The 26141-nt window shown below is 66.0% G+C and carries 27 protein-coding genes and 1 tRNA gene; 20 read left to right on the forward strand and 8 right to left on the reverse strand.

Annotated elements, in window-relative coordinates; all coding sequences use genetic code 11:
• Positions 1–141: 141 nt before the first annotated feature.
• The 12 genes from LN047_RS25285 (at position 142) to LN047_RS25340 (ending at position 12849) form a co-directional block, all read left to right on the forward strand.
• Complete coding sequence (locus LN047_RS25285) at positions 142–1050, forward strand: LysR substrate-binding domain-containing protein (RefSeq protein ID WP_373980542.1); 909 nt, start codon at positions 142–144, stop codon at positions 1048–1050.
• A gap of 85 nt (positions 1051–1135) precedes the next feature.
• Positions 1136–1768, forward strand: a complete 633-nt coding sequence (locus tag LN047_RS25290) for a GntR family transcriptional regulator (protein ID WP_174245413.1) — start codon at positions 1136–1138, stop codon at positions 1766–1768.
• A gap of 27 nt (positions 1769–1795) precedes the next feature.
• Positions 1796–2785, forward strand: a complete 990-nt coding sequence (locus LN047_RS25295; protein WP_280001100.1) for a tripartite tricarboxylate transporter substrate binding protein — start codon at positions 1796–1798, stop codon at positions 2783–2785.
• A gap of 32 nt (positions 2786–2817) precedes the next feature.
• Positions 2818–3822, forward strand: coding sequence for a Bug family tripartite tricarboxylate transporter substrate binding protein (locus LN047_RS25300; RefSeq protein ID WP_373980543.1), 1005 nt, complete (start codon positions 2818–2820; stop codon positions 3820–3822).
• Positions 3823–3854: 32 nt separating this feature from the next.
• Entirely contained in the window at positions 3855–4916 is a 1062-nt protein-coding gene (locus LN047_RS25305) for an isocitrate/isopropylmalate dehydrogenase family protein (protein ID WP_223573179.1), read from the forward strand.
• Between the two features lie 2 nt (positions 4917–4918).
• Entirely contained in the window at positions 4919–5791 is an 873-nt protein-coding gene (locus LN047_RS25310; protein WP_373980544.1) for an amidohydrolase family protein, read from the forward strand.
• A 25-nt stretch (positions 5792–5816) separates the two neighbouring features.
• Positions 5817–6731, forward strand: a complete 915-nt coding sequence (locus LN047_RS25315) for a LysR family transcriptional regulator (protein WP_056324957.1) — start codon at positions 5817–5819, stop codon at positions 6729–6731.
• Positions 6732–6925: 194 nt separating this feature from the next.
• Positions 6926–7900: a tripartite tricarboxylate transporter substrate binding protein gene (locus LN047_RS25320; protein WP_160144406.1), complete on the forward strand. Its 975-nt coding sequence runs from the start codon at positions 6926–6928 to the stop codon at positions 7898–7900.
• Positions 7901–7929: 29 nt separating this feature from the next.
• Positions 7930–9078, forward strand: a complete 1149-nt coding sequence (locus LN047_RS25325) for a mandelate racemase/muconate lactonizing enzyme family protein (RefSeq protein WP_373980545.1) — start codon at positions 7930–7932, stop codon at positions 9076–9078.
• Complete coding sequence (locus tag LN047_RS25330) at positions 9075–10082, forward strand: D-2-hydroxyacid dehydrogenase (RefSeq protein WP_373980546.1); 1008 nt, start codon at positions 9075–9077, stop codon at positions 10080–10082. Before LN047_RS25325 ends, LN047_RS25330 begins: the two co-directional genes overlap by 4 nt.
• A gap of 225 nt (positions 10083–10307) precedes the next feature.
• Positions 10308–12161 carry an ABC transporter ATP-binding protein gene (locus tag LN047_RS25335; protein WP_373980547.1) on the forward strand — a complete coding sequence of 618 codons (1854 nt, stop codon included), beginning with the start codon at positions 10308–10310 and terminating at the stop codon, positions 12159–12161.
• A gap of 82 nt (positions 12162–12243) precedes the next feature.
• Positions 12244–12849, forward strand: coding sequence for a hypothetical protein (locus LN047_RS25340; RefSeq protein ID WP_373980548.1), 606 nt, complete (start codon positions 12244–12246; stop codon positions 12847–12849).
• Positions 12850–12881: 32 nt separating this feature from the next.
• Here LN047_RS25340 and LN047_RS25345 read toward each other — a convergent pair whose 3' ends face one another.
• Both LN047_RS25345 and LN047_RS25350 read right to left on the reverse strand, forming a co-directional pair.
• On the reverse strand, positions 12882–13277 hold the full coding sequence (locus LN047_RS25345; protein ID WP_373980549.1) for a hypothetical protein: 396 nt from the start codon (positions 13275–13277) through the stop codon (positions 12882–12884).
• A 327-nt stretch (positions 13278–13604) separates the two neighbouring features.
• Entirely contained in the window at positions 13605–14510 is a 906-nt protein-coding gene (locus LN047_RS25350) for a LysR family transcriptional regulator (protein ID WP_373980550.1), read from the reverse strand.
• 186 nt (positions 14511–14696) lie between these two features.
• Here LN047_RS25350 and LN047_RS25355 point away from each other — a divergent pair, with 186 nt between their 5' ends.
• The 4 genes from LN047_RS25355 (at position 14697) to LN047_RS25370 (ending at position 18171) form a co-directional block, all read left to right on the forward strand.
• Positions 14697–15446: an SDR family oxidoreductase gene (locus tag LN047_RS25355; protein ID WP_373980551.1), complete on the forward strand. Its 750-nt coding sequence runs from the start codon at positions 14697–14699 to the stop codon at positions 15444–15446.
• 121 nt (positions 15447–15567) lie between these two features.
• Positions 15568–15954: a VOC family protein gene (locus LN047_RS25360; protein ID WP_373980552.1), complete on the forward strand. Its 387-nt coding sequence runs from the start codon at positions 15568–15570 to the stop codon at positions 15952–15954.
• Positions 15955–16228: 274 nt separating this feature from the next.
• Positions 16229–17311, forward strand: coding sequence for a hypothetical protein (locus LN047_RS25365; protein WP_373980553.1), 1083 nt, complete (start codon positions 16229–16231; stop codon positions 17309–17311).
• Positions 17299–18171 (forward strand): hypothetical protein, encoded by an 873-nt coding sequence (locus tag LN047_RS25370; RefSeq protein ID WP_373980554.1) that lies wholly within the window; start codon positions 17299–17301, stop codon positions 18169–18171. The genes LN047_RS25365 and LN047_RS25370 overlap by 13 nt, the downstream gene beginning before the upstream one ends.
• A gap of 58 nt (positions 18172–18229) precedes the next feature.
• Here LN047_RS25370 and LN047_RS25375 read toward each other — a convergent pair whose 3' ends face one another.
• The 6 genes from LN047_RS25375 to LN047_RS25400 all read right to left on the reverse strand — a co-directional run bounded on the left by LN047_RS25375 (position 18230) and on the right by LN047_RS25400 (position 23179).
• A complete protein-coding gene (locus tag LN047_RS25375) occupies positions 18230–18508 on the reverse strand; it encodes an Arm DNA-binding domain-containing protein (protein ID WP_373980555.1) in 279 nt (92 codons plus the stop codon).
• A 242-nt stretch (positions 18509–18750) separates the two neighbouring features.
• Positions 18751–18824, reverse strand: a tRNA-Gly gene (locus tag LN047_RS25380).
• A gap of 132 nt (positions 18825–18956) precedes the next feature.
• Positions 18957–19943, reverse strand: a complete 987-nt coding sequence (locus LN047_RS25385; RefSeq protein ID WP_373980556.1) for a Bug family tripartite tricarboxylate transporter substrate binding protein — start codon at positions 19941–19943, stop codon at positions 18957–18959.
• A 74-nt stretch (positions 19944–20017) separates the two neighbouring features.
• Entirely contained in the window at positions 20018–20971 is a 954-nt protein-coding gene (locus tag LN047_RS25390; protein ID WP_373980557.1) for a hydroxymethylglutaryl-CoA lyase, read from the reverse strand.
• The gene (locus tag LN047_RS25395; RefSeq protein WP_373980558.1) at positions 20968–22161 is read right to left on the reverse strand and encodes a CaiB/BaiF CoA transferase family protein; all 1194 of its coding nucleotides are present in this window, start codon (positions 22159–22161) and stop codon (positions 20968–20970) included. The genes LN047_RS25390 and LN047_RS25395 overlap by 4 nt, the downstream gene beginning before the upstream one ends.
• Positions 22162–22282: 121 nt before the next feature.
• A complete protein-coding gene (locus tag LN047_RS25400) occupies positions 22283–23179 on the reverse strand; it encodes a LysR substrate-binding domain-containing protein (RefSeq protein ID WP_175156144.1) in 897 nt (298 codons plus the stop codon).
• A gap of 127 nt (positions 23180–23306) precedes the next feature.
• Here LN047_RS25400 and trmB point away from each other — a divergent pair, with 127 nt between their 5' ends.
• From trmB to lysM, 4 genes are all read left to right on the forward strand, one after another.
• On the forward strand, positions 23307–24173 hold the full coding sequence (trmB, locus tag LN047_RS25405; protein ID WP_373980559.1) for a tRNA (guanosine(46)-N7)-methyltransferase TrmB: 867 nt from the start codon (positions 23307–23309) through the stop codon (positions 24171–24173).
• Positions 24173–25114 carry a prolyl aminopeptidase gene (gene pip / locus LN047_RS25410; protein WP_373980560.1) on the forward strand — a complete coding sequence of 314 codons (942 nt, stop codon included), beginning with the start codon at positions 24173–24175 and terminating at the stop codon, positions 25112–25114. The genes trmB and pip overlap by 1 nt, the downstream gene beginning before the upstream one ends.
• Before the next feature lie 11 nt (positions 25115–25125).
• On the forward strand, positions 25126–25326 hold the full coding sequence (gene thiS / locus LN047_RS25415; protein ID WP_056324916.1) for a sulfur carrier protein ThiS: 201 nt from the start codon (positions 25126–25128) through the stop codon (positions 25324–25326).
• A gap of 303 nt (positions 25327–25629) precedes the next feature.
• Entirely contained in the window at positions 25630–26076 is a 447-nt protein-coding gene (lysM, locus tag LN047_RS25420) for a peptidoglycan-binding protein LysM (protein ID WP_056324913.1), read from the forward strand.
• Positions 26077–26141: the final 65 nt, after the last annotated feature.

Genomic DNA, 26141 nt, shown 5'->3' on the forward strand with positions numbered 1-26141 from the left:
GCATTCTCCTGAAGCGCTTTTCGGGCCAGGCCATCGGTCTTTCCGGGCCTGATCGACGATCAGCTTAGGGATGGTCCGCGCTGCGTGTAAGGCTATATTTTTGTTAAGGTGACCACCCCAGGTTGTCAGGGGCACATTGCCGTGAAAGACCATCAATTGCGCGCGTGGCTGAAAGTGGCCGAACTGCGCAGCATCCGCGCCGCCGCGCGCAGCCTGCACCTGAGCCAGGCCGCCGTGACCAAGGCCATCAAGGAACTCGAAACCGAACTGGACGCGCCGCTCCTGACGCGCAGCCCCAAGGGCATCGCCGTCACGGAATGTGGCGAGCACCTCACGGTTCGGGCTCGCCTGGCGCAGGCGCAACTCGCGCTGGCCCGCCAGGACATCCGCCAGCTGCTCAGCGGCGCGCAGGCGCGCGTGGCGGTGGGCGTCACACCCATGGTGATGATGAGCGTGCTGCCCGACGTGCTGGCCGAGTTCCGCGCCAGCATGCCGGCCGCCAAGGTCAAAGTTTCCGAGGGATTGCTCCCCGCGGTGCTGCCCGCGCTGCGAAACGGCGCGCTGGATTTCGCGCTGGCCTCGCGCATGAACGACGGCGCCGGCGGGCAGGAATTCGACTTCGAGGAACTGCGGCCGCTGGAATTCATGATCGCGTGCCGCAAGGGCCATCCGCTGGCGCGCGCACGGCGGTGGGACGACATCCGCGGCTGCGAATGGCTGCTCAACGTATCGCCCGGCAGCCACACCGAAGCCTTTCTGCGAGGGCTGCGCGCGCACCGTCTGCCCGAACCCCAGCGGGTCATCGAGTGCGACACCTTCGGTGTCATGTGGAACCTGATGACCCGCAGCGACGCGCTCATCCTCTGCCCGTCCGGCATGCTGGACATCAAGCCCTACGGCGACGAGGCCCGGCGCATCCGCGCCGACGTGCCCATGCCGGTGGCCAGCATCGGCATCATGACGCTGCAGGGCACGCCGCTGTCGCTGGCGGCGGCCACCATGGCGGACCTGTTCCGGCGTCACGTGTCGCGCGCGCCGCTGGGCGGATAACGCCGCCAAGCATCTATTTTCAGGGGCCGGATTGTCGGCCGATTTTTTGTATGCAAAAATATACAAAAAACGCATCGAGACAGCCTTGCCCATTCCCAAGAGCAATTCGCAGGCCTTCGCGGCCTACAACGAGATCAAGCGCCGCATCCTGGCCGGCATGTTCACGCCCAGCCACCGGCTGCGCGAAGTGGAAGTCGCCGACCAGCTCGACATGGGCCGCACCCCCGTGCGCGAAGCGCTCAAGCGCATTCAGGACGAAGGCCTCATCACGCACGAGCCCGGCCGCGGACTGGTCGTCACCACGATGGACCAGCAGGAAGTCGGCGAGCTCTACTCCATGCGCGAAGTGCTGGAGGGAGCTGCCGCCGCCTTCGCCGCGCGCCATGCCACGGACGCCGAAGTCGCCAACATGCAGGCCATCCTGGACGAAGGTGACGGCGGCGACCCCGTCGCCCAGAACCTGCGCTTTCACCAGGCCATCTACAGCGCCGCGCACAACCGCTACCTGATCCGCTCGCTGCATTCGCTGACCGAGACCACCTACCTGCTGGGACGCAGCACGCTCAGCTCATCGGAGCGGGCCGGCCGCTCCAACCAGGAACACCAGGCCATCGTCGACGCCATCCGCGCCCGCGATGTTCAAGGCGCGCAAGACGCCGCGCAGCACCACATTCACCAGGCCCTGCTGGAACGCCTAAAGATGCTGCGCCAGGGTTAAGCGCGGCCATCGATCGGAGACAAGTCGATGAAGCAGTTCAACGTATCCCCGCAGCGGCTGCTGGCGGGGCTGGCCCTTCTGTTGCCCGCGCTTTGCGCGCCGGTGGCAGCGTCCGCCGATTCCTACCCCAGCCGCCCCATCACGTTGGTGGTGCCCTTTGCGGCGGGCGGCGGCACCGACAGCATTGCGCGCGACATGGCGCGCACGCTGGCCGACAAGCTGGGCCAGTCCGTGGTCGTGGAGAACCGCGGCGGCGGTGGCGGCTCCATCGGCGCCGCGCTTGTCGCCAATGCGCGGCCCGACGGCTACACGCTGCTTTTTGCGACGTCCACCTTCGTCACCAACGCCGCCGCCGGCATCAGCACCACCTATGACGTGCGCAAGTCCTTCGCGCCCATCGCGATGCTGGGCCGCGGCCCGCTCTTCGTGGTGACGGCCAAGGACCTGAAGCTGACCTCCATCGCCGACCTGCGACAGCTCGCGGCCAAGCCGGGCGCCGACCTGAACTTCTGCTCGGCGGGCAACGGCAGCATCAATCATCTGGCCGGCGAACTGTTCAAGCAGAAGACCAACGCCGCCATGACGCACGTGCCCTACAAGGGCAGCGGCCCGGCCACCGTCGATCTGCTGGCCGGACGCGTTCAGGTGTTTTTCGCCACCGTGCCCACCATCCTGTCGCAAGTGCGCGATCAGCGCGTGGACCTGCTGGCCGTCACGGGCAAGACGCGCTCGCCGCTGTTCCCCGACACGCCCACCGTGGCCGAGGCAGGCGTTGCCGACTTCGACATCACGACGTGGTGGGGCGTGCTGGCGCCGGCCGGCACGCCGCCCGAGGTCGTCGGCAAGCTGAACCAGGCCATCAACGACGCGGCCGCCGACAAGCTGGTCGCCGACCGCCTGAAGCACGAAGGCGCCCAGGCCATCAGCGGATCGCCCGACGATTTCGGCAAGGCCCTGGCCGCCGAACTGGAGATGTGGCAAGGCGTGGTCAAGAAGTCCGGCATGAAGCTGGACTGACCGGCCCGCCGCACACACAACAAGGAGACACCATGCAGCAGCCCCAACATCCCCTGAACCCCGCTCGCCGCCGCCTGCTGCAAGGCGCGGCGGCCGGCGTGGCGCTGACCCTTGCCGGCGCGGCGCGGGCGGCGGATGCCTATCCCTCCAAGCCCGTGACGATCATCGTGCCCTATGCCCCCGGCGGGCAGGGCGACGTCTTCGCCCGCATCCTGGCTGAACGCCTGGGTACGGAACTCAAGCAGACCTTCATCGTCGAGAACCGCCCCGGCGCGTCGGGCGCGGTCGGATCGCGCATCGTGCTGCGCGCGCCCGCCGACGGCTACACCCTGCTGCTGGGCCAGACCGGCGAGATCGCCGTCAACCCATATGCCATGAAGTCGCTGGGCTACGACCCGCTGCGCGAGTTCGCGCCGGTGATCCTGGTGGGGGATTCGCCCCTGGTTCTGGTCGTGCCGGAAAAGTCGCCGCATGCGGACCTGGCCGCGCTGATCGCGGCCGCCCGCGCCAAGCCGGACGCCATCGCCTACGCGTCGTCGGGCACCGCCACGCCGGGCCATCTGGCCGCCGCCGCGCTGGCGCTGGGCACGCAAACACGCATGATCCACGCGCCGTACAAGGGCGCCGGCCAGGCCATGTCGGACCTGCTCGGCGGGCATGTCGACTGCTTCTTCTCCAGCGCATCGGCCGCCATGCCGCACATCAACAGCGGCCGGCTGCGGGCGCTGGCGGTATCCTCGCGGGAGCGCCTGGGCATCCTGCCCAAGGTGCCCACCATCAGCGAGGCCGCCGTGCCGGACTTCCAATTCAGCTTGTGGGGCGGCGTCTTCGCGCCCGCGCAGACGCCGCCCGCGGTGGTCGAGCAGCTCAATGCAAAGCTGAATGCCATCCTGGCCGAACCCGCGATCAAGTCGCGGCTCGAAGGCGACGGCGCGGCCGTGCGGCCGAACACCTCGCAGGAATTCACGGCCTTCGTGCGCAGCGAAGCCGCCAAATATCAGAACCTGGTGCAAGCCACCGGGGTCCAGGTCGAATAAGCCCGGCCGAATCATCCACAGGAAAACGCTCCATGAAAATCGTTGTACTCCCCGGCGACGGCATCGGCCCCGAAACCATGGCGGTCGCTGTCGACGTGCTTGAAGCCGCCTCGCGCCGCTTCGGCCTGAACCTGCAGTTCGACCACGACATTGCGGGCCACGACAGCCTGAAGCAGCACGGCGCCACCGTCACGCCCGCCCTCCTTGAAAAGGTCAAGGCGGCCGACGGCCTGATGCTGGGCCCCATGGCCACCTATGACTTCAAGGACGAAGCGCGCGGCGAGATCAATCCGTCGATGTACTTTCGCAAGAAGCTGGACCTGCACGCCAACATCCGTCCCGCGCGGACCTACCCCGGCATGCAGGCGCGTCTGGGCGAATTCGACCTGGTGGTGGTGCGCGAGAACACCGAAGGCTTCTACGCCGACCGCAACGTCGAGTCCGGCGGCAGCGAGATGCTGATCACGCCCGACGTCGTCGTGTCCCTGCGCCGCATCACCCGCCAGTGCTGCGAGCGCATCGCGCGCACGGCGTTCGAGCTGGCCATGACGCGCAACAAGCACGTCACGATGGTGCACAAGGCCAACGTGCTGAAGCTGGGCGACGGCATGTTCCTGGAGATGTGCCGCCAGGTCGCGCAGGAATTCCCGGAAGTCCGCGTGGACGACGTGATCGTCGACGCCATGATGGCGCATGTGGTGCGGGCGCCTCAGCGCTACGACGTCATCGTCACCACCAACATGTTCGGCGACATCCTGTCCGATCTCACCGCCGAACTGTCGGGCAGCCTGGGCCTGGGCGGCTCGCTGAACGCAGGCCGCGACTACGCGATGGGACAGGCGGCGCACGGCTCGGCTCCCGACATCGCCGGCCAGAACATCGCTAACCCGATCTCGCTGATCCTGTCGGGCGCGATGCTCCTGAACTGGCACGGCCAAAAGACCGGCAACCAGGCCTTCCTGCAGGCCGCCGCCGCCATCCAGGCCACCATCGCCGACACCATCCTTGCGCAGGAATGCACGCGCGACGTGGGCGGCAAGCTGGGCACGCGCGAAGCCGGCGCGGCCTTCGTCGCGCGCCTGCAGGCGGGCTGACCATGACGGCGCCGCAGCTTGCCGCCGGCGCCTGCGATTGCCACGTGCACGTCGTGGCGCCGCAGGCCGATTACCCCATGCTGGCGGACCGGCCCTACACGCCCGGCCCCGCGTCCGTGGATGCGCTGCGCGCGCATCTGCAACGCCTGGGCCTGGCCCATGCCGTGATCGTGCAGCCCAGCATCTACGGCGCCGACAACCGCCTGCTGGTGGACAGCCTGCTGGCGCTGGACGGCGCGGCACGGGGGGTGGCCGTCGTGGATGATGACGTGGCGGACGCTGAACTCTCGCGCCTGCACGACGCCGGCGTGCGCGGCCTGCGCGTCAACCTCGAAAGCACGGGCGCCAGCAACGCCGCCACGGTCAGCCGCGCGCTGTCGGCCTGGGCTGGCCGCCTTGCGGGGCAAGGCTGGCACCTGCAGGTCTACGCTTCGCTCGACGCCATCGCCGCCGCAGCCCCCGCGCTGGCCCGGCTGCCGGTGCCGGTGGTGTTGGACCACTTCGCGATGATTCCGGCAGCGCTGCCGCTGGACGATCCGCGCGTGCGGCAGGTGCTGGCGCTGGTCGGTGACGGCGCCGCGTACGTCAAGCTGTCCGCGTCGTACCGCATCAGCGCCAATCCCGATGACACCGAAGCGGCCACGCGCGTCACCGCGCTGGCCCGCGCCTTCATCGCTTGCAACCCCGAACGCGCCCTGTGGGCCAGCGACTGGCCGCACACCAACCGCGAACCCGGCAAAGGCCCCACTGAAGTCAGCGCCTATCGCGACGTTCCGCCCGATCGCCTGCTGCGCGAAATCGCGGCCTGGCTGCCCGACGCGGCGTTGCGCCGCCAGGTGCTGGCGGCCAATCCCGCGGCGCTGTATGGTTTCTAGTCCTTAGCGCAGCGGAGTCCGCCGCATGAACCTATCGCTACGCCACATGAAGGCCTTCACGGCCCTGGCGGCATTGCGCAGTTTCACGCGCGCGGCCGAGCACTGCTGTCTGACGCAGAGCGCGTTCAGCGCCCTCATTTCCAACCTGGAAAGCGACCTCGGCGTGAAGCTTTTCTCGCGCAGCACACGCAACGTCGAGCTGACCGCCGAGGGCGAGGCCTTTCAGAACATCGTCGCGCACCTGCTGCCCGAAACGGAGCGCGCCCTGGCTGAAATGCGCGACCACGTCGAGCGGCGCAAGGGCCGCGTCGCGCTTGCCGCGCTGCCGTCGATTTCGTCGGGCATCCTGCCCGGGCTGATCGCCCGCTTCGGCGACGACTACCCCGGCATCAGCGTGCAGGTGCAGGACGTGGCCAGCACCGTGTGCATCGACATGGTTCGCAACCGCCAGGTGGATTTCGCGCTGTGCGCGGCTGCCTATCCCAGCACTGACCTCGACATCGAGGTGCTGGCGCGCGACACGTTCCACTTCATCTGTCCCGCAAGCCACCCGCTGGCGGCCCGCCGCCGCCTGTCGGTGCAGGACGTGCTGGACTATCCCATCATCGGCTTCGAGAGCAACAGCAGCATCCGCCAGCACCTGGACGCCGCCATCTATCCCCGGCAGTGGTTGCGTTCGCACCAGGTCAACAGCCTGTCGACGGCGGCCGGGTTCATCGCGGCCGGCCTGGGCGTCACCATTGCGCCAACCCTGGCGCTATTTCAGTTTCGGCTGGCCGGACTGAAGGCCGTGCCGCTGTCCCTGCCGATCAACGAACGTGACATCTGCCTGGCGCGGCGGCGCGACGCCACCGACTCGCTGGCTGCGCAGGCTTTCCTCGCCCTGCTGCGAGAACACCTGCAGCCCTCCGTCCAGGCGCTGGCCCGCACGCTGGACTGACGCTTTCGCCTGCGATGCCAGACGGGCGGACGCCTTCCCACCGGCGCACCCCGCCCGCATTCACGCGCCCGCTTTTCGCCGCGCGCGCATTTATCGATTTCTTCGATTTTCTTATCAAAATTATCCATTCATCGACTGAGAAGCGGTGCCTATCATGGGGTCACAACAGCAGAACAATTCAAGGAGACAACCCCATGAAGCGCCTCGCCCGTGTTCTCGCTGGCGGCTGCCTGTCCGCCGCCTTCGCCTGCGCCGCCCCGCTGGCATTTGCCGATACCTACCCCGCCAAACCCGTGCGCCTGATGGTTGGCATGGCGCCCGGCGGATCCAACGACACGGTCGCCCGCATGGTGGCGGCCGAATTGTCCAAGACGTGGCCGCAGCCCATGATCGTCGAGAACAAGCCGGGCGCGAACAGCACCATCGCCACCGGTGAACTGAAGCGCTCGCCCGCCGACGGCTACACGTTGATGCTGGTGATCTCCTCGCACGTGACCAACACGCTGCTCTACCCCAACCTCACCTACACGCTCACGGATTTCGCGCCCGTCTCGCTGATCGCCGACACCCCGTTCGTGCTGGTCGCCAATCCCAAGTTCGAGCCCAACACCACCAAAGACCTGATCACGCTGGCCAAGAAGAAAGAGCGCGGCATCGACTTCGGCACGCCGGGCCAGGGCTCCACGCAGCACATCTCGCTGGAGCTGCTGGACCAGATGGCCGGCATCCGCATGAACCACATTCCCTACAAGGGCGGCGCGCCCGCGCAGACCGACGTGATCGGCGGGCTGATTCCGCTGATCTTTGCCACGCCGACGCAGAGCCTGCCCTTCATCAAGCAGAACAAGCTCAAGGCGCTGGCTGTGACGTCAAAGGAGCGCCTGCCGCAACTGCCCGACGTGCCGACGCTGGCCGAATCCGGCGTGCCCGGTTACGAGGCCAACGTGTGGTTCGGCATCATCGCGCCCGCCGGCACGCCGCCGCAGGTCGTCGAATTCCTGCACAAGGAGATCTCACGCGTGGTCAGCCAGCCTGCCATGCAGGCGCGGCTGGACGAAATGGGCCTGAAGCCGCTGGATGAATCGCCCGCGCAGTTCCAGCAATTGATCGACAGCGAAAAAGTGAAGTGGGCTGGCGTCATCAAGCAAAGCAACCTCAAGTTCGACTGATCCCAATCCAAACCGGAGCATCCCTGCATATGCCTACCATCGAATCCGTCTCAGTCTGCATCGCCCGCGTGCCGCTCGCGAATCCGGTGACGTTCTCCACCCGCCAGGTCAAGGCGCGCGAATACTGCCTGGTGCGTATCCGCTCGACCGACGGCCACGAGGGCCTGGGATACTGCTACGCAGTCAACAGCGCGGGACGCCTGCTATCCGTGGCGGTCACCGACCTGCTGGCGCCGCGGCTGGTGGGCCAGGACTCCCTGCGGGTCGAAGGACTGTGGACCGATCTGTACCAGGAGGCGCTGCTGCTGGGCCGCGCCGGCGGCGTGATGCGCGCACTGTCCGCCCTGGACACGGCGCTGTGGGACCTGAATGCCCGCAGCGCCGGCGTGCCGCTCTTCCAGTACCTGGGCGCCACGGTGAAGGACCGCGTGCCGGCCTACGCCAGCGGCGGGTACTACCAGCCGGGCAAGACGCCGGACAAGCTGGCTGCCGAAATGGCGCAGCACGTCAAAGAGGGCTTTCGCGCCGTCAAGATGAAGGTCGGCCTGGAAAGCGTGGCCGGCGAGCGCAAGCGCATCGCTGCCGTGCGCGAGGCCATCGGCGACGACGTGCGCCTGATGCTGGACGCCAACAATGCATGGCGCGACCTGCCCACGGCACTGGAATACATGCGCGCGTTCGAGCCCTATCACCCTTTCTGGATCGAAGAACCCTTCTCGCCCGACGACATCGACAACCACGTGCGGCTGGCACGCGCCACGCCGGTCACCGTCGCCACCGGCGAAGTCGAAGCCGGCCGCTGGCGCTTCAAGGACCTGATCGCCAGCGGCGCCACCACCATCCTGCAGACCGACGCGACCGTGTGCGGCGGCATCACCGAATGGCGCCGAATCGCGGCCACGGCGGACAGCCACGGCATCACCGTCGCGCCGCACGCGTGGCACGACGTGCACATCCACCTGGCCGCCAGCGCGCCCAACGCGACCTACGTGGAATGGATGCCGGACGATCACATCGTCAACTTCCGCCGCCTCATCGACCGCCAGCTGCAGGCCGAAGACGGGAACCTGCTGGTGCCCACCGAGCCCGGTCTTGCCTTCCGGTTCGACGACGACGCGATCGCCGAATATGGCGTCGTCTATCCCGGCGAACGCGACCGGTGGCAGGTCGTCCGTTGAACACGGCCGCCCCCGCGCTGGGCCTGCTGCTGTCGGCCAAGGTCGATGCCGCGCACGGCCCGCGCCTGGACGGCCTGGCCCAAGCGGCCGGCGTGCGCCTGCAACGCCATCGTGTCGAAGCCGCGGACCCCGGACACATCGACGTGGCCTTCTTTTCGCGGGACCTGTACGAAGGCAGCTCGCTGCGCAAGCCCGGGCCGCTATCCGATGCGTTCTTCCGTGTGGCGGACGCCGCGCCCAACCTGCGCTGGCTGCACGTGTGCTCATCCGGCCAGGACTTGCCTCAGTACGCACCCACGTTGGCGCGCGGCATCCCTGTCACCGCGTCAACCGGCGTCACCGCCGCCCCTATCGCCCAGACGGCGGTGGCTGCCATCCTGGCGCAGTCACGCGGTTTCGACCGGTGGCTCGCGTCGCAGGCGCAGCGCGCATGGCAACCCTTGACGGGCGACGCGCGGCCCCGCGACCTCGCGTCGATGCGCGTGGTGGTGCTGGGCGCAGGCGCGATCGGGCAGGAGATCGGGCGTTTGTGCTCGGCGCTTGGCCTGTCCACCACGGCCGTGCGCCGCCGCGCCGAACCAACGCCAGGCTTTGACACCGTCATCGGTTTGGATCAACTGGACGACGTCCTGCCGCATTGCGATTGGCTGGTGCTGGCGCTGCCCCTGAACGCATCGACCGCTGGCATCGTCGGCGGCCGCCAGCTCGCGCGGCTGCCGCGCGGCGCCCGCATCGTGAACGTCGCCCGGGGCGAGCTGGTCGACCAAGCCGCGCTGACGCACGCGCTGGCCACCGGACACCTGGCGGGTGCGTACCTCGACACCTTCACCGAAGAGCCGCTGCCCGCGGCGTCGCCCCTCTGGTCGCTGCCCTCGGTGTGGATCAGCCCCCACAACAGCGCGGCGTCGCTCGGCCACGAGGACCGCGTCGTCGACGGCTTTGCGGATCGGTTCCGGCACTGGCTGGCGGCTCACGCGGCGGCGTTGGGCACTGCGCGCCGCTAACCCCGTCTTCCGGATTCCTTCCGCGTCGATCCCGCCCCTTCCCCGCCGGCCAATCGACCAGGCTTTCATCTCGCGCCGCCGAATCCCTCCCCGCATTTCCCGGCGTGTGCCGAATGCGCTTAAATATCGCTTTGCGCCGGGACTTGCTCCCCCAGGCCCGCCGCGGCCGTGCGCGCCGCGCCAGCGCCTCATCGAAAGCCCCATCCAGATTCCGGAGTCTCTGCCTTGTTCCGCAGATTTGAAAGCCAGCTCAATCCCTTCCCTTCCGAGAACGTGCCCCCGCCGCCCAAGGGATTCTTCGCGTTCCTCTGGTTCTGCACCCACGGCTCGCGCCGCTACATCGCCGCGCTGGCGATCCTGAGCGCGGCCGTCTCCATCTACGAAGCATGGCTTTTCGCCTTCCTGGGCCAGGTCGTCGACATGCTGACCGCCTGGAACGCCGGAGAGCCCGCGTCGGCGCACGAGCAGCGCGTTCTGTGGGGCATCGCCATCGTGCTCTGCGCCAGCGTTGGCGTCGTCGCGCTGCGCACGCTGGTCCAACATCAGGTCCTGGCCATCAATCTGCCGCTGCGCCTGCGCTGGGACTTTCACCGCATGATGCTGCGGCAAAGCCTGTCGTTCTTCTCCGATGAATTTGCCGGCCGTGTCACCACCAAGGTGATGCAGACCGCGCTGGCCGTGCGCGAAGTGCTGCTGACCTTCTGCGAAATCGTGCTCGGCATCGCCGTCTACTTCATCACCATCGTCGCGCTGGCCGGCGGGTTCGACTGGCGGCTCATGCTGCCCTTCATCGGCTGGATGGCGCTTTACGGGCTGGCCATGATGTATTTCGTGCCGCGCCTGGGCAAGGTCGGCAAGGAACAGGCGCATGCCCGCTCGTCCATGACGGGCCGCGTCACCGACGCCTACACCAACATCACCACCGTCAAGCTCTTCTCGCACACCAACCGCGAGGCCCGCTTCGCGCGCGCCGCCATGGAGGACTTCAAGGAAACCGGCTACCGGCAGATGCGTCTGGTCAGCCAGTTCGAGATCGTCAACCAGGCGCTGGTGTCGGCGCTGATCCTGGGCGCTGGCGGCTACGCCCTCTGGCTCTGGCATGGCAGCGAAATCGGCACGGGCGCCGTCGCCGCCGTCACCGCCATGGCGCTGCGGGTGAACGGCATGTCGCACTGGATCATGTGGCAGATGACCTCGCTTTTCGAGAACATCGGCACCGTGCAGGACGGCATCGCCACCCTGACCCATGCCCCCAAAGTCCAGGACGCGCCCAACGCGGCCACCCTGCGCGTCACGCGCGGCGAAGTTCAGTTCGACGACGTCTACTTCAACTACAACAATGAGCGTCAGGTCCTGGACGGCCTCACCCTCACCGTGCGCCCTGGCGAAAAGATCGGCCTGGTGGGCCGCTCGGGCGCGGGCAAATCCACGCTCATAAACCTGTTGCTGCGCTTTTACGACGTCGAACGCGGCCACATCCGTATCGACGGCCAGGACATCTCGCAGGTCACGCAGGACAGCCTGCGCAGCGCCATCGGCATGGTCACTCAGGACACGTCCCTGCTCCACCGGTCCATCTGCGACAACATCGCCTACGGCCGCCCCGACGCCAGCCGCGAAGAGATCCGCGCCGCCGCGGCCCGTGCGCAGGCCGACGAATTCATCGAACAGCTCAGCGATTCGCATGGCAATTCCGGCTACGACACGCTCGTCGGCGAACGCGGCGTCAAGCTGTCTGGCGGACAACGTCAGCGCATCGCGATCGCCCGCGTCATGCTCAAGAACGCGCCCATCCTGCTGCTGGACGAAGCCACCAGCGCGCTCGACTCGGAAGTGGAAGCCGCCATCCAGGAAAGCCTGGACGAAGTCATGCAAGGCAAGACCGTCATCGCGATCGCGCACCGGCTATCGACGATTGCCGCGATGGACCGGCTTATCGTGATGGATCAGGGCCGGATCATCGAACAGGGCAGCCACGCGGAACTGCTGGCGATGAACGGGGTGTACGCGCGCTTGTGGCGTCATCAGAGCGGCGGTTTTCTGGCGGAAGAGCCCAGCGAACCCAGCCAGCAGCCGTGACCGGAGAAGTTTCGTTGCACTTTATTAGGGACGCAATACAGGTCCGATCGGATAATCCTGGCGCCATTCGATAAGGATCTTTATGTTGAAGTTGAAAGCTGCCCTCCTCATCTCCGCGCTCGGCGCCGCCGCCGTTCTGCCCGCGCACGCGGCCTCACAGCGCTCCGTCGATGCCCGCGAGTTCGACGTTGCCGGCGTCAAGACCGGCATGGACTTTGACGAAGCGCTCGCCGCCGCCGCCAAGAATTTTCATGTGGGCAAGAAAGACATCCGGATCGGCTACGCGAGGAACAACCCCGTCACGAACTCCAAGATGCCGATGAATTTCAGCTACGAGAAGGACGGCATCAACTTCATCGTCCACTTCGAACCGCGCGTGCCCGTCGACATGCAACGCCCGCTCGTGGTGTCCCAGATCCGCTATGAACTGCCCTGGACGCCGGCCAACAAGGAAGCGATGGGCAAGGCGGCGCTGGAGAAGTATGGCCGCCAGTCCAACTATCCCAACGACCTGAATATGGAGTGGTGCGCCAAGCCCAGCTCGAATCCCGGCATGGGCTGCTCGAACGACATGACGCAGGCGGTATTGAAATACAGCGGCGTCAGCATCCAGATGGTTGACCCGGCATGGACGAATGCACGGATCGAGTTTGTGCAGCGTAGCCAGTCGAGAAAGCCCAGCTTCTGATGCGCCGTGGCAAGCGGCAGGACCGCCTGCCGCTACAGCAGCGTCACCGCGGCGGCCGCCCCGGCAATGGCCACCAGCCAGGCCCAGCGCCGTCCCGGAAAAATGGCCTGGAGCAGGCTGCCCCGCGCCAAACGTGCGACGTGATTGTCAATCCCGCGCTGGCACAACGCTTCCATCTCCGCCAGGGCCTGGCGACGCGTCGCGTTGCGGTCGACAGTACCCTCGGACACTGCCGACTCGAACATCTCATCCAGATCCAGTTCGGACAGGATGCCCTCGGCCGCCAGCCAGACCAGGGCGCCGCCCAGCGTCATGAAGGGCGCCTGCGGCAGCGCTTGCAGCCTAAGCAGCGCCGCCGCATGGTGGTCAGCGCGAATGACGCCGTCGACGCGCAGGCGCTCAAGAAGCGGGAGGGGAGCCTGCGTCATGCCGGCATGCCAAACAAAAGGAACGCACACTGGCGCGACATGGATTGAGCACTCCCCAGTAACGAAGTCGATGGCGGGTTCCTTGCGGCAAAAAGCCGACTCGGATTCCCCTCATGACGGCGAAGACAAGGAACGCTTCGCCATCGGTTTTCGACGACGTTTTACCAGCCGCTGTCCGCCCTTAGCGCCCTTCCTTGGCTGTCCGTTGATTGAGGGCAGGACAGACCTCAATTACGCGAAACGCACCGCATATTCGAAATGGATCGATGGAAATTTTCCTGCGGGTACCCATGCTCCGGGTAATCGAGAATTGCCCAACGGCCAGGTTCAAACCTTGAGCCGCGGCGGAATCTGCGCCAAGAGCCAGTCAATAAACACGCGCAGCCGGTGCGTGACATGCCGGTTGTGCGGATACACCACATGAAAGGGATAAGGCTGGGGCCGCCACGGTTTCAGGATCTCGACGAGCGCGCCGCTCTTCAACGCGGGGCCCGCCGCATAGGTAAAGGTCTGCACAATGCCCAAGCCCGCCAGCGCCGCCGCCAGATGCGCGTTGCTTTCGTTGACGCCCACGCGATGTTCAACCTTGATCTCCGTCTTCACGCCATCGCGTTCAAAGCGGAATGGAAATGCCCGGCCGTTCTGCGGCGACAGGTAACTGACCAGTTTGTGGCCGTTCTTCAACTCATCCGGATATGCCGGCGTGCCGAATTGCTTGAGGTATCCCGGCGTGGCGCACGTGATCAGGTCCGCCTTGCCGATCTGCCGCGCCACCAGCGATGAATCGTCAAGCGGACCGCCACGGATCACGCAATCCACGTTGTCGCTGATCAGATTCACCGCGCGATCCGACACGCCAAGATCGATCCTGATGTCGGGATAACGCGCCAGGAAATCGGGGATCGCCGGGATCAGCACATCGCGCGCCGTGGATCCGCCCACATCGATGCGCAGATGGCCTTTGGGCTTTCCTTGCACGGCCTTGAAACCGCCGTCGATGTCTTCAAGATCGCGCACGATGCGCAGCGTCTTCTCGTAGTACTCGCGGCCCTCGGGCGTGACGGTCACCCGCCGGGTCGTGCGTTGCAACAGGCGCACGCCAAGGTGCGCCTCCAGGTCCTGGACCATCTTGCTAAGCGTCGCGTTCGGCATGTCCAGCGAATCTGCCGCCCGCGTGAAGCTGCCCGCCTCCACCACGCGGGCAAAGCCGCGAATCGCCGTCAATTGATCCATGCCGCAGTCTCCTCAAGCGCGCCGATTATCCATAAATATGAATAGTTCTTTTAATCTTACCGGGTTTATTCATTATCCAGGCGGCCCTACAGTACCTCCATGCCCAGTCATTACCGGCCTCTCAGCGGAATTCGCCGCACCGGCACATGACGGTCAACCTTCACTTTCAAAAACATGGAGCGCATCATGAACAATCAACTGAACGGCAAAATCGCCCTCGTCACCGGCGGCACCACGGGTATCGGCCTGGCAAGCGCCCAGGAACTGGCCGCGCAAGGCGCGCGGGTCTTCATCACCGGACGCCGCCAGGCCGAACTGGATGCAGCCGTGGCCAGCATTGGCGGCGCAGCGACGGGGATTCGCGCCGACGCGTCGGTGCTGAGCGATCTGGACACGGTCTATGCCCAGATCGCCGAAAGCGCCGGCCGGCTCGACATTCTGTTCGCCAACGCCGGCGGCGGCGACATGATGCCGCTGGGCGCCATCACCGAAGAACATTTCGATCGCATATTCGGCACCAACGTGCGCGGCACCTTGTTCACCGTGCAAAAGGCGCTACCGCTGCTGGTCGACGGCGCGTCGGTGATCCTCACGGCCTCGACCGTTTCGATCCAGGGAACGGCGAACTTCAGCGTCTACAGCGCCAGCAAGGCCGCCGTGCGCAACTTTGCACGCTCGTGGGCACTGGATCTCAAGGACCGCGGCATCCGCGTGAACGTCGTCAGCCCCGGCCCGGTCCGCACGCCGGGACTGGGCGGCCTGGTCCCGGACGAGGCGCGCCAAGGCCTGTTCGATCATCTGGCCGCGCAGGTGCCGCTGGGCCGTCTGGGCGAGCCGCAAGAGATCGGCAAGGCGGTCGCGTTTCTGGCTTCCGACGCGGCCAGCTTCGTCAATGGCGTCGAGCTGTTTGTGGATGGCGGCATGGCGCAGGTGTGAGCGACCGCCGCGCCAGCCCCATGCAGTCGCCTCGACTTGCGATACATCGCTTCCTTGCCCGCCCCCATGGCCTATGCTGATCGCTCCGGCCCGGGGGGCCGCCTTGCTGAAGGAGCAGTGCATGCTGGACCACATCACCATCCACGTGAGCGACTTCGCGCGCAGCCGCGCGTTCTACCAGAGCGCGCTGGCGGCCTTGGGCTATGTGCCACGCAAGACGTTCGAGACCGACATGGGCTTTGGCGCCGGCGACCCCGCCGATGCCGACAACCCGGGCGGCGAGTTCTGGATCCATGAAGGCACGCCCTGCACCCCGCGCGTGCATGTGGCCTTCCGCGCCCGCAGCCGGGACGAGGTCGACGCCTTCCACCGCGCCGCCTTGGCCGCCGGCGGCCGGGATAACGGCCCGCCGGGATTGCGGCCCCACTACCACCCCAACTATTACGGTGCGTTCATCCTGGACCCCGACGGCTACAACGTCGAGGCCGTGTGTCACCGCGCCGCCTGACCGCACGGCGCGCGTGGGAACCCCGCGGCGCACGCCAGCGCGGACATCCGCACGCGGGGCATTGAATCGTTGCAGGGAACGAAACGCCCACGCGGCAGAATCGAAGGATTCGCGTCGCGGGGATGGGCGCTTGCTGGGGATTGGTGGAGCTCAGTCTTTGCTCCTTGCATCGACACATGATTTCACTTTATTTATTGATTTCAGCAAATGTTGAAATTGACTTGGAAAGTGAAATTTCCGCAATGGCTTTCAAAAAACATGCTATTTTCAGCGGATGCTGAAAATAGCCAATTCAATGAAAGAAGCTGAGGCGCGCGCTGGTGAGGCGCTGCGCCGTTTGCTTGAAAGGATCCCGACCCTTCAGATCGAAGAGATCGAAGCCGAGGCCGTGTCCGACGACTGGGAGCCGGACCTGATCGTCAGACTACTCGTGGACGGGCGACAGCATCTGCTCATCTGCGAGTACAAGTCGAACGGGCAACCACGGTACGCACGGTCCGCGTTGCTGGAGTTGCGGAATTACGTTGCGCAGCGAACTCCCGAGGCAACGCCCGTCTTCATCGCCCCCTATATCTCACCCGCGGTAAGGCAACTGTGCGAAGAGAAGGGTGTCAGCTATCTCGACCTGGAAGGAAACGCCCGGATCGCCTTCCGCGGCGTATTCATCGAACGCATGGTGACAGACAAGCCTGCGGCGGAGCAACGCGAACTCAAGTCGTTGTTCAGGCCAAAGTCGGCCCAAGTTTTGCGCACCATGCTGCGCGAGCCAGGCCGTGCTTGGCGTGTCACCGAGCTGTCGGAAATCTCCGGAGTCAGCCTGGGGCACGTCAGTAATGTGCGCACCGGGTTGATCGATCGAGAATGGGCACGCGCCTCAGATGACGGCCTCGTTCTCTCAGATCCCGACGCGCTGGTGGACGCATGGCGGAACAGCTACACAGCACCGCCAGGTGAGCGGCTGCGGTTCTACACGCCTTTGCATGGAAGCGCGTTCGAAGAAGCTGCCCGTAGCGCACTGCGTCCCAAAGACGGTTCCGGGCATGCTGCTTTCGCATCGTTCTCAGCAGCGCAGTGGCTTTCGCCCTACGGTCGTACCGGCACGCACTATTTCTTCGCCGACGAAGATGGTCTGCGTGAGCTTCAGGCAACGCTGAAGCTCACGCCTGCCGCGAAGGGCGAGAACGTGGTCATCACCGTGCCGAAAGACACGGGATTGTTTGCCGACACCATTGAACCTGCGCCGGGCGCAGTCTGCACAAGCTTGGTTCAAACTTACCTCGACCTCTCCATTGCCGGCGAACGCGGCGCCGAGGCTGCCGACCACCTGCGCAAGGAAAAGCTTACTTGGCCCAAATGACACCCCCCCAGGAACCACAATCGGCCGCCGAATACGACGACCGCACGACTACGGCCGTGAAATCCGTGCTGATCGAGATCGGCCAGATACTTGGTAGCTTCAAAGGCAAATTCGTCATCATAGGTGGTGCCGTCCCCTGGCTGCTACTGGCCAACGAGGAGATGCCCCACGTCGGGACACTCGATGTAGACATTGGACTTGATGCGGAAGCTCTCGGCGACGGTGAATACGCCACCTTGATCGGTGCGCTTCAAGGTCATGGATATGCCCAGCGCGACGGGCTTCGACGATTCCAACTGGTTCGTCAGGTTCCCGTGAAGGACGGTGGAGAGGGGATCGACATCGTGGTCGATTTCTTGATGCCGCGCGATGCAGAGATCGTCAAGAACAATCCTCCCCTGATCAGCGACTTTGCCGTACAGGGTGCTGACGGCGCTGACTTGGCGATGCGGTTCTATCAACTGGTGGCGGTGGCGGGCCCGATGCCGAACGGAGGGACCAACCGCGTGGAGATCGCGGTGTGCTCTATCCCTGCACTACTGGCAATGAAAGGCCATGCGTTGGCGGGCCGCTACAAGCAGAAAGATGCCTACGACATCTACTACTGTGTACGGAACTATCCTGATGGCATTGAGGCTCTGGCGCAGCAATGCCTTCCGCTCTTGGGACACGCAAGCGGCGAGCGAGGTTTCCAACACATCGCCGACAAGTTTGACGCCTTCGAAGGACATGGTCCCACCTGCGTGAGGCGTTTCGTCGAAGACACGCATGCGCTGGGTGATCGCACGCCCGAACAGTGGCAACAGGATGCGTTCGGGCAGATTGACGCGCTGCTACGCGCGATGGCGCTGCGAGGTTGAATCACGCTCAACGAATGACCGCCGCATTGGAAAAGGCACAGCGCCAACGTGCCAAACGCTAACGAAGGTAAACGCAGGCATCAGAGACTAACCTGGGGTTGATGCCTTTGGCGATCATCTCCCTCGCCTCTACCCGCATGGTCCGCGCATCATGCAAGCTCAACTCGGGATAAGTACCGAAAGACATCCATGACCGCTTGCCTAGCCGCTGGTAGCGGAAATGCCAGGCCTTGCTGCCCTGGGCCGAGATGAACAACGACAGGCCGTCGTAGGCGCCCAGTGTGTAAACCTTCCGCGTTGCCTTGGCGTTTCGGATACGTACGTCAGTCAGCGGCACGCTTGCTCCGCAAATCCCAAATTAGATGGGATAGAAGCCATGGTCGCAGCAACCTCACGCGACGGACAGAAACAATGCGAGATGCCGGCCCCGTATTGATGGACCAAACAAATGTACCGAAATGGGGGTGCTAGAGAGGCATTTTTCCGATCCCCACAGCATGAGGGATGAAAAAAATATTATTCAAATCCAATCACTTGGAATCTCTTCCCAAAGCGACGAACCGGGTATGGAGCGCTACTTGGAGCGGGTGAAGGGAATCGAACCCTCGTATGAAGCTTGGGAAGCTGCCGTTCTACCATTGAACTACACCCGCTCGGGTGTCGTGCCGCGGCCGTGGGCCGGGCAGAGCCGCGATTATAGCGCGGCTTTTTTTCGGGCGGGGCGGCGGCAAACCGCCCCGTTCCGGTCAATCGCTACGATAAATCGCTACGAACACCCGCAGCGATCAATTCGCCGTGATGTTGGCCGCCTTGACCACCTTGCCCCAGCGGTCCAGTTCGGTCTGCGTGTAGGCGCCCAGTTCCTTCGGACCCATGAACGTCGCCTCGGCGCCCTGCTCGGCCGCCTTCTTGCGGAACTCGTCGGTCTTCATGATCTTCTGGATCTCGCCGGCGATCTTGTCCACGACCGGCGCGGGCGTGTCCTTGGGCGCATACATGGCGAACCACGACGAGACGATCAGGTCGGGGTAGCCGGCTTCGGCGGCTGTCGGCACGTCGGGCAGCGACGGCAGGCGGGCGTTGCCCGTGACCGCCAGCGCGCGCAGCTTGCCCGCGGCGATCTGGCCCAGGAGCGGCGGCGGCGTGGTGATGGTCATGTCGACGGCGCCGCCCAAGAGATCGTTCAGCGCGGGACCCGTGCCCTTGTAGGGAATGTGCGTGATCTGCGTGCCGGCCATCTGGTTGAGCAGTTCCGTGGCAACCTGCTGCAGCGAGCCGTTGCCCGACGATGCGTAGTTCAGCTTGCCCGGGTTGGCCTTGGCGTACTCGACCAGTTCCTTCAGGGTCTTGATGGGCAGGTCCGGGCGCACGACCACGACCTGCGGCGCCGACAGCACGTTGGCAACGGGCGAGAAATCCTTGATGGGATCCCAGCCGGCGGCGGGCGTCACGTGCGGGGTGATGACCTGAAAGCCCGAGTATTGCAGCAGCAGCGTGTAGCCGTCCGGCTTGGCGCGGGCCACGGCCTGCGCGGCGATGCCGCCCGAAGCGCCGGGCTTGTTCTCGACGACGACGCTCTGTCCCAGTGCCGCGCCCAAGGGCTGGGCGATCAGGCGGGCGGCGATGTCGGTGGTGCCGCCGGGCGCGGCGGACACGATCAGCGTGACGGGGCGATTCGGAAAATCAGCCTGCGCGCTGGCGGCGCCGGCGGCAAAGGTCAGGGCAAAGGCGGCGCTGGCGCGCAGGGCGGTGGGCAGGCGGAAAAAGGCCATGCGTTGTCTCCTGGGTATTGTTATCGGTAGGTGGTGTCAGGTACTGCAGGTACTGCTGAAAAACGGCCGATCAATCAGGCGCCGGCCAGAAACCGTTCCGCCAGCCACGCCGGCGGCGCATGCAGGGCCAGCCTGGGGCCCGCCTGCAACAGCGCGTTGGACAGGTCCCGCTGAACCAGGCCTGGCAGACTGCGGACAATGGCGAGCAGCGGTTCCAGCGACACGCCGGTCTGCACGTCCATGCACGCGAACATGTGGACCAGTTCTTCGGTATTGACGTTGCCGCTGGCGCCCGGCGCATAAGGACATCCGCCCAGGCCGCCCGCCGCCGCGTCAAAGCGGGTGATGCCGGTCTGCCAGGCCGCGATGGCGTTGGCGAGCGCCATGCCGCGCGTGTTGTGCAAGTGAACGGTCAGCGGCGTGGCCGGCAGGCGGGCGGCGGCCTGTTCGCACAGCGCCCCCACTTGCGTCGGAAACGCCATGCCCGTCGTGTCGCACAGCGTGATGCCGGTAGCGCCCGCATCGACCAGCCGCGCGGCCAGATCCAGCACCACGTCCGCAGGCACGTCGCCATCGAAGGGACAGCCGAAAGCGGTCGACAAGGAAACGTTGCAAGGCGCGCCGGCGTTCGCCGCGGCAGCCAGCACCTGCGACAGCTCGGCAAACGACTGGTCGCGCGTCATGCGCAGGTTGGCGCGGTTGTGCGTTTCGCTGCACGACATGACCAAGTTCATTTCGTCGGTGCCGGCTTCCAGCGCGCGTTCCAGCCCGCGCACGTTGGGCACCAGCGCGGTGTAGATCACGCCGGGACGGCGGCTGATGCGCCGCATGACGTCGACGGCGTCGGCCAGGGCGGGAATGGCCTTGGGCGACGTGAAGCTGGTGACCTCGATGCGCGCGAAGCCGCATTCGGACAGCGCATCCACGAAGGCGACCTTGTCGTCGGTGGACACCAGGGTCTTTTCGATCTGCAGGCCGTCGCGCGGGCCGACCTCGTTGATCTCGATGCGAGCGGGTCCGTGGTTCATGCAATCACTCCCTTGGTGCGCAGCGCGGCGCGCTGTGCTTCAGTCAGGCCAGCGGACGCCAGCACCGCGTCGGTGTGTTCGCCCAGCGTCGGCGCGCGCTCGCGCACCGCGCCGGGGTTGGACGACAGATACGGGAAGACGGCGGGCATCTCGACCTGCACGCCCGCGGCCGATTCCATCGACGTGATGGCGTTGCGGGCGCGGTAGTGCGGGTCCTTGGCAATATCGGCCACGGAATAGATGCGGCCGGCCGGCACGCCCGCTTCCAGCATCGCGGCCAACACGTCGTCGATCCGGCGTTGCTGCGTCCACGCGCCGATGGCGGCGTCGATCTCGTTCACGCGGCGCGCGCGTCCGTCGTTGTGCGCCAGCGCCGGATCCTGCCCCAGGTCGTCACGGCCGATGCGTGCCATCAAGCGGGTGTAGATGGCGTCGCCATTGCCGGCGATGAGCACGTAGCCGTCCTGGCAGGGATAGGCATTGGAGGGTGCTATGCCGGGCAGCGACGCGCCGGCAGGCTCGCGGACCGCGCCGAACACCGAATACTCGGGCAGCAGGCTCTCGCTGAGATTGAAAAGGCTTTCATACAGCGCGGTGTCGATCACCTGCCCCACGCCGCCCCGCGCATCGCGCTGGTACAGCGCCAGCATCACGCCCAGCGCGCCGTGCAGGCCGGCAATGGTGTCGCCCAGCGACAATCCGGCGCGCACCGGCGCGCGGCCCGGCTCGCCGTTCAGGTAGCGCAGCCCCGCCATGGCTTCGCCAATCGCCGCAAAGCCCGGTTCGCGCGCCTTCGGGCCGGTCTGGCCGTAGCCCGAAATGCGCAGCATGATGAGGCGCGGATTCAGTTCGTGCAGTGCCTCCCACGACAGGCCCCACTTTTCCAGCGTGCCGGGGCGGAAATTCTCGATCAGCACGTCGGCCTCGCGCGCCAGCAGGCGCACAATGTCCTGGCCTTCCTGCTGGCGCAGGTCCACGCAGACCGACTGCTTGTTGCGCGACTGCGCCTCCCACCACACCGACGTGCCTTCGTGCAGCAGGCGCCATTTGCGCAGCGGGTCGCCCTGGCCCGGCGGCTCGATCTTGATGACCTGCGCGCCAAAGTCGGCCAGGGTCTTGGCCGCAAAAGGCCCTGCGATGAGTTGTCCCAGTTCCAGCACACGAATGCCGGCAAGAATCTGCCCTGCCATATCGCCTCCCAGGCGCGTCCTACGGTAATGATGGGCGGCAGTGTGCGCGCAAAACGTCAGGATGCGGAATGGACAATCGGGGAAAGGGGCATTCCCGGAACGAGAAACCCCGGGCTAACCCTCAGCGCTCGCCGCGCAGATGGGCCAGCAGCAGCCGCGCGGCCACGGTGAGGGTGTCGGCGTCGCGCACGCCCAGCAGCAGCCAGCGGCGCGCCCATTCGTCGGTCAGCGGAATCAGGCGGATCGGCATGGACCGCGCGTGCGGCTCGGCGGCAATGCGCGGCAGGATGCCCACGCCGCGCGTGGCCGCCACCATGCGGCAGATGGCGTCAAAGCTGCGCACCTGAATGCGCAGCCGCATCGCCCGGCCCATGCGGCCGCTTTCCTCGGACAGGCGCGTGGCCAGCGACGTCGCGGGCGGCAGGCCCACGTAGTCGTAGGCCAGCGTGTCGGCGAAGGCGACCTGCGGTTCGGCCGCGAGCGGGTGGCGTTGCGGCACGATCAGCACCAGTTCGTCCAGGCGGTACGGGAAGGTGGCCAAGCCATCTGCCGCCGTGCGATCGGCAAACACGCCGATGTCCGCGCGGTTCTCCAGCACGGCGGTGACGATGTCGATGCTGTTCTGCTCTTCCAGGTCGATCCGCACCGCGGGGTGCTCGTCCATGAAAGCGGCCAGGTCCTCGGGCAGGAACTGCGTCAGCGACGAGGTGTTGGCGGCGATGCGCACCTGCCCGCGCACCCCTTGCGCGAAGTCCGACAGCGCGCCGGCCATCTGTTCCACTTCCTGCAGCACGCGCAGCGCGTGCGCGAGGCACGCCTGGCCGGCGTCGGTCAGTTCAACGCCGGCGGCATTGCGGTACAGGAGGGGCGACCCGAGCGCCGCTTCCAGGTCGGAGATCCGCTTGCTGGCCGCGCCCACCGCCAGATGCGACTGGCGCGCGCCGGCCGAGATGCTTCCCTGGCGAGCCACGGAGACAAACAGGGCGAGCGTGACGAGGTCGATCCGGGCGACGTTCATGAAAAAGGACTACAGCACAGGGAAACCGGGCTGAAACTATAGCCGCAGGTAAGCGGGACAAATGTGTCCCTATTTTAGTCCTTCTGACCGGCTCCGCGCGGGCAAGCCTGCCACTACAATCCCGCCTATGAATACGAATAGCCCCACGAACACCCCCGCCAGCCCCCCTGCAGACACCGCCGCAGACGCGTCCAACCAGCCCGGCGCGAACCCTGCCGCCGCGCCCGCCGCCGCGCGCGCCGCTGCACCCGCCGCTGCGCACGCCGCCGTCTCCGCCGAAACGCAGGCCGCGCTGGCCAGCGCCGCCTATGCGCCCAACAGCCCCGGCGCCACCCACATCCGCAGCTTCGTGCACCGTCGCGGCCACATCACGCAGGGCCAGCTTGCCGCGCTGGAGCGCCTGATGGGCCAATGGTCCATTCCCTACGCCCCCCGCCGCCTGGATCCGGCCGCCGCCTTCGGACGGCAGGCCCCGACGGTGCTGGAAATCGGCTTCGGCATGGGCGAGACCACCGAAAAGATCGCCCTCGCCCGGCCTGGCGACAACTTCCTGGGCGTGGAAGTCTTCAACGCCGGCGTCGGTTCGCTGCTGCGCCGCATCGAAGACTCCAGCATCCAGAACCTGCGCATCATCCAGCATGACGCCGTGGAGGTCGTGCGCGACATGATCGCCCCGGATTCCCTGGCTGGCGTGCACATCTACTTTCCGGACCCCTGGCCCAAGAAGCGCCATCACAAGCGCCGCCTGATCCAGCCCGCGTTCATCTCGCTGCTCGCCAGCCGCATCGCTCCCGGCGGCTACATCCACTGCGCCACCGACTGGGAAGATTACGCGGTGCAGATGCTGGAAGTGCTGAGCGGCGAGCCGCTGTTGAAGAACACCGCGGACGGTTACGCGCCGCGCCCCGATTACCGCCCCCTCACCAAATTCGAGACACGCGGCCTGCGCCTGGGCCACGGCGTCTGGGACCTGATCTTCAAGCGAGCCGCCTGATGCTCTATCCGCCGATCGAACCCTACCGTCAAGGCATGCTGGACACCGGAGACGGACACCAGATCTATTGGGAAATGTGCGGCAATCCCAACGGCAAGCCCGCCGTATTCCTGCATGGCGGGCCCGGCAGCGGCTGCTCGCCCGTGCACCGGCAGTTGTTCGATCCGCAACGCTACAACGTGCTGCTCTTTGATCAGCGCGGCTGCGGCCGTTCGCATCCCCACGCCAGCCTGGACAACAACACCACTTGGCATCTGGTCGCCGACATCGAGCGCCTGCGCGAAGAAGTCATGGGCGCGGACAAGTGGCTGGTGTTTGGCGGCTCGTGGGGGTCGACGCTGGCGCTGGCGTACTCCGAAACGCACCCGGCGCGCACGAGCGAACTGGTGCTGCGTGGCATCTTCGGGCTGCGGCGCGCCGAGATCCAGTGGTTCTACCAGGAAGGCGCATCGTGGCTGTTTCCCGACCGCTGGGAAGGGTACCTGGCGCCGATCCCCGAAGCCGAGCGCGGCGACCTGGTCGCGGCGTACCACAAGCGCCTGACGGGCAGCGACCCCGCCGAGCAACTGCGTGCCGCCAAGGCCTGGAGCAAATGGGAAGACAGCACCATCACGCTGCTGCCCAGCCCGCGCCACCAGCAAAGCCATGCCGCCGACCGCGCGGCGCTGGCTTTTGCACGCATCGAGAACCACTATTTCTTCAACGCCGGCTTCATGGAAGAAGGCCAGCTGATCCGCAACGCGCACAAACTGCGGGGCATCCCGGGCACCATCGTGCAGGGCCGCTACGACGTGTGCACGCCCGCGCGCACCGCGTGGGACCTGCATCGCGCGTGGCCCGAGGCGCACTTTCATCTGGTGCCCGATGCCGGCCATGCCTTCGACGAACCCGGCACGCTGGCGCGCCTGATCGCCGCCACCGACGACTACGCCAAACAGTGAGGACCCCTGTCATGCACATCACCCTGAACGGAGACGCCCGCGAGTTCCCGCTGGACACGACGGTGAACGAACTGCTCGAAACGCTGGGCTATGCCGGCAAGCGCGTGGCCGTCGAACGCAACGGCGAAATCGTGCCCAAGAGCCAGCACGCGCAGACGACGTTGTCCGACGGCGACCAGATCGAAATCGTCGTGGCGGTGGGCGGCGGCTGACCGCCTTGTTTGCAGCGCTTCGGCGCCGCATCGCACGTCACCTTGAAGGCCGCTGACATACAGCGGCCTTTTTGCATGCCGCCCCGCGCATGAGGCGGCGTACATCCGCGGATACCAACGTCCTGCGAAGGTGCCAGCATTGTTGCGTAGTCTGGCAAGAGGCTAGCAACCTGTTACACCGCGCCCTCTCGTCGTACGGCAAATGCGCGAGTCATAATCGTTTCTGTCGCGCCGCCCTGCCCCCGGCAGGCGCCTTTGGAGCACGCAGGTTTTCTCACCGCAACATCGATAAAAGGAAACACTATGGGTCTGCTCAATTTCATCAAGGACGTTGGAGAAAAGCTCTTCGGCGCCAGCGAGGCCAAGGCCGCGACGGCGGAAGAATTGAAGAAAGAGCTCGATAAGCACGGCCTGAACGCGGATGGCCTGCAAATCACGGTGGACGGCGACAAGGTCACGGTCGCCGGTCAGGCGTTGAGCACGGAAGAGGCCGAGAAGATTTCGCTGGCGCTGGGCAACACCGTGGGCGTGGCCGCGGTGGACAACCAGTTGCAGGTCAAGCAGGCCACGCCGGAAGCCAAGATGTACACCGTGCAAAAGGGCGACAACCTGTGGAAGATCGCCGAAGCGCAATACGGCAAGGGCCAAGGCGCCAAGAACACGCTGATCTTCGAAGCCAACAAGCCCATGCTCACCAGCCCCGACAAGATCTACCCGGGCCAGGTGCTGCGCATCCCGCCGCTGTCGTAAGCGGCCCGCATCCCGACAATCCGGGGGACACCCATGCGTTCCCCGGCTTGTGTCGCGGCGCGGCG

Source organism: Achromobacter sp. JD417 (genome assembly GCF_041879325.1).
Classification (GTDB): Bacteria; Pseudomonadota; Gammaproteobacteria; order Burkholderiales; family Burkholderiaceae_B; genus Achromobacter; species Achromobacter mucicolens.

Excerpts from the sequence above, each read along its gene's own strand:
- LN047_RS25295 (WP_280001100.1), top strand. The coding sequence starts at position 1,796 with ATGAAGCAGTTCAACGTATCCCCGCAGCGGCTGCTGGCGGGGCTGGCC.
- LN047_RS25300 (WP_373980543.1), top strand. The coding sequence starts at position 2,818 with ATGCAGCAGCCCCAACATCCCCTGAACCCCGCTCGCCGCCGCCTGCTG.
- LN047_RS25305 (WP_223573179.1), top strand. The coding sequence starts at position 3,855 with ATGAAAATCGTTGTACTCCCCGGCGACGGCATCGGCCCCGAAACCATG.
- LN047_RS25310 (WP_373980544.1), top strand. The coding sequence starts at position 4,919 with ATGACGGCGCCGCAGCTTGCCGCCGGCGCCTGCGATTGCCACGTGCAC.
- LN047_RS25315 (WP_056324957.1), top strand. The coding sequence starts at position 5,817 with ATGAACCTATCGCTACGCCACATGAAGGCCTTCACGGCCCTGGCGGCA.
- LN047_RS25320 (WP_160144406.1), top strand. The coding sequence starts at position 6,926 with ATGAAGCGCCTCGCCCGTGTTCTCGCTGGCGGCTGCCTGTCCGCCGCC.
- LN047_RS25325 (WP_373980545.1), top strand. The coding sequence starts at position 7,930 with ATGCCTACCATCGAATCCGTCTCAGTCTGCATCGCCCGCGTGCCGCTC.
- LN047_RS25340 (WP_373980548.1), top strand. The coding sequence starts at position 12,244 with ATGTTGAAGTTGAAAGCTGCCCTCCTCATCTCCGCGCTCGGCGCCGCC.
- LN047_RS25345 (WP_373980549.1), bottom strand. The coding sequence starts at position 13,277 with ATGACGCAGGCTCCCCTCCCGCTTCTTGAGCGCCTGCGCGTCGACGGC.
- LN047_RS25350 (WP_373980550.1), bottom strand. The coding sequence starts at position 14,510 with ATGGATCAATTGACGGCGATTCGCGGCTTTGCCCGCGTGGTGGAGGCG.
- LN047_RS25355 (WP_373980551.1), top strand. The coding sequence starts at position 14,697 with ATGAACAATCAACTGAACGGCAAAATCGCCCTCGTCACCGGCGGCACC.
- LN047_RS25360 (WP_373980552.1), top strand. The coding sequence starts at position 15,568 with ATGCTGGACCACATCACCATCCACGTGAGCGACTTCGCGCGCAGCCGC.
- LN047_RS25365 (WP_373980553.1), top strand. The coding sequence starts at position 16,229 with ATGCTGAAAATAGCCAATTCAATGAAAGAAGCTGAGGCGCGCGCTGGT.
- LN047_RS25385 (WP_373980556.1), bottom strand. The coding sequence starts at position 19,943 with ATGGCCTTTTTCCGCCTGCCCACCGCCCTGCGCGCCAGCGCCGCCTTT.
- LN047_RS25390 (WP_373980557.1), bottom strand. The coding sequence starts at position 20,971 with ATGAACCACGGACCCGCTCGCATCGAGATCAACGAGGTCGGCCCGCGC.
- LN047_RS25395 (WP_373980558.1), bottom strand. The coding sequence starts at position 22,161 with ATGGCAGGGCAGATTCTTGCCGGCATTCGTGTGCTGGAACTGGGACAA.
- LN047_RS25400 (WP_175156144.1), bottom strand. The coding sequence starts at position 23,179 with ATGAACGTCGCCCGGATCGACCTCGTCACGCTCGCCCTGTTTGTCTCC.
- trmB (WP_373980559.1), top strand. The coding sequence starts at position 23,307 with ATGAATACGAATAGCCCCACGAACACCCCCGCCAGCCCCCCTGCAGAC.
- pip (WP_373980560.1), top strand. The coding sequence starts at position 24,173 with ATGCTCTATCCGCCGATCGAACCCTACCGTCAAGGCATGCTGGACACC.
- thiS (WP_056324916.1), top strand. The coding sequence starts at position 25,126 with ATGCACATCACCCTGAACGGAGACGCCCGCGAGTTCCCGCTGGACACG.
- lysM (WP_056324913.1), top strand. The coding sequence starts at position 25,630 with ATGGGTCTGCTCAATTTCATCAAGGACGTTGGAGAAAAGCTCTTCGGC.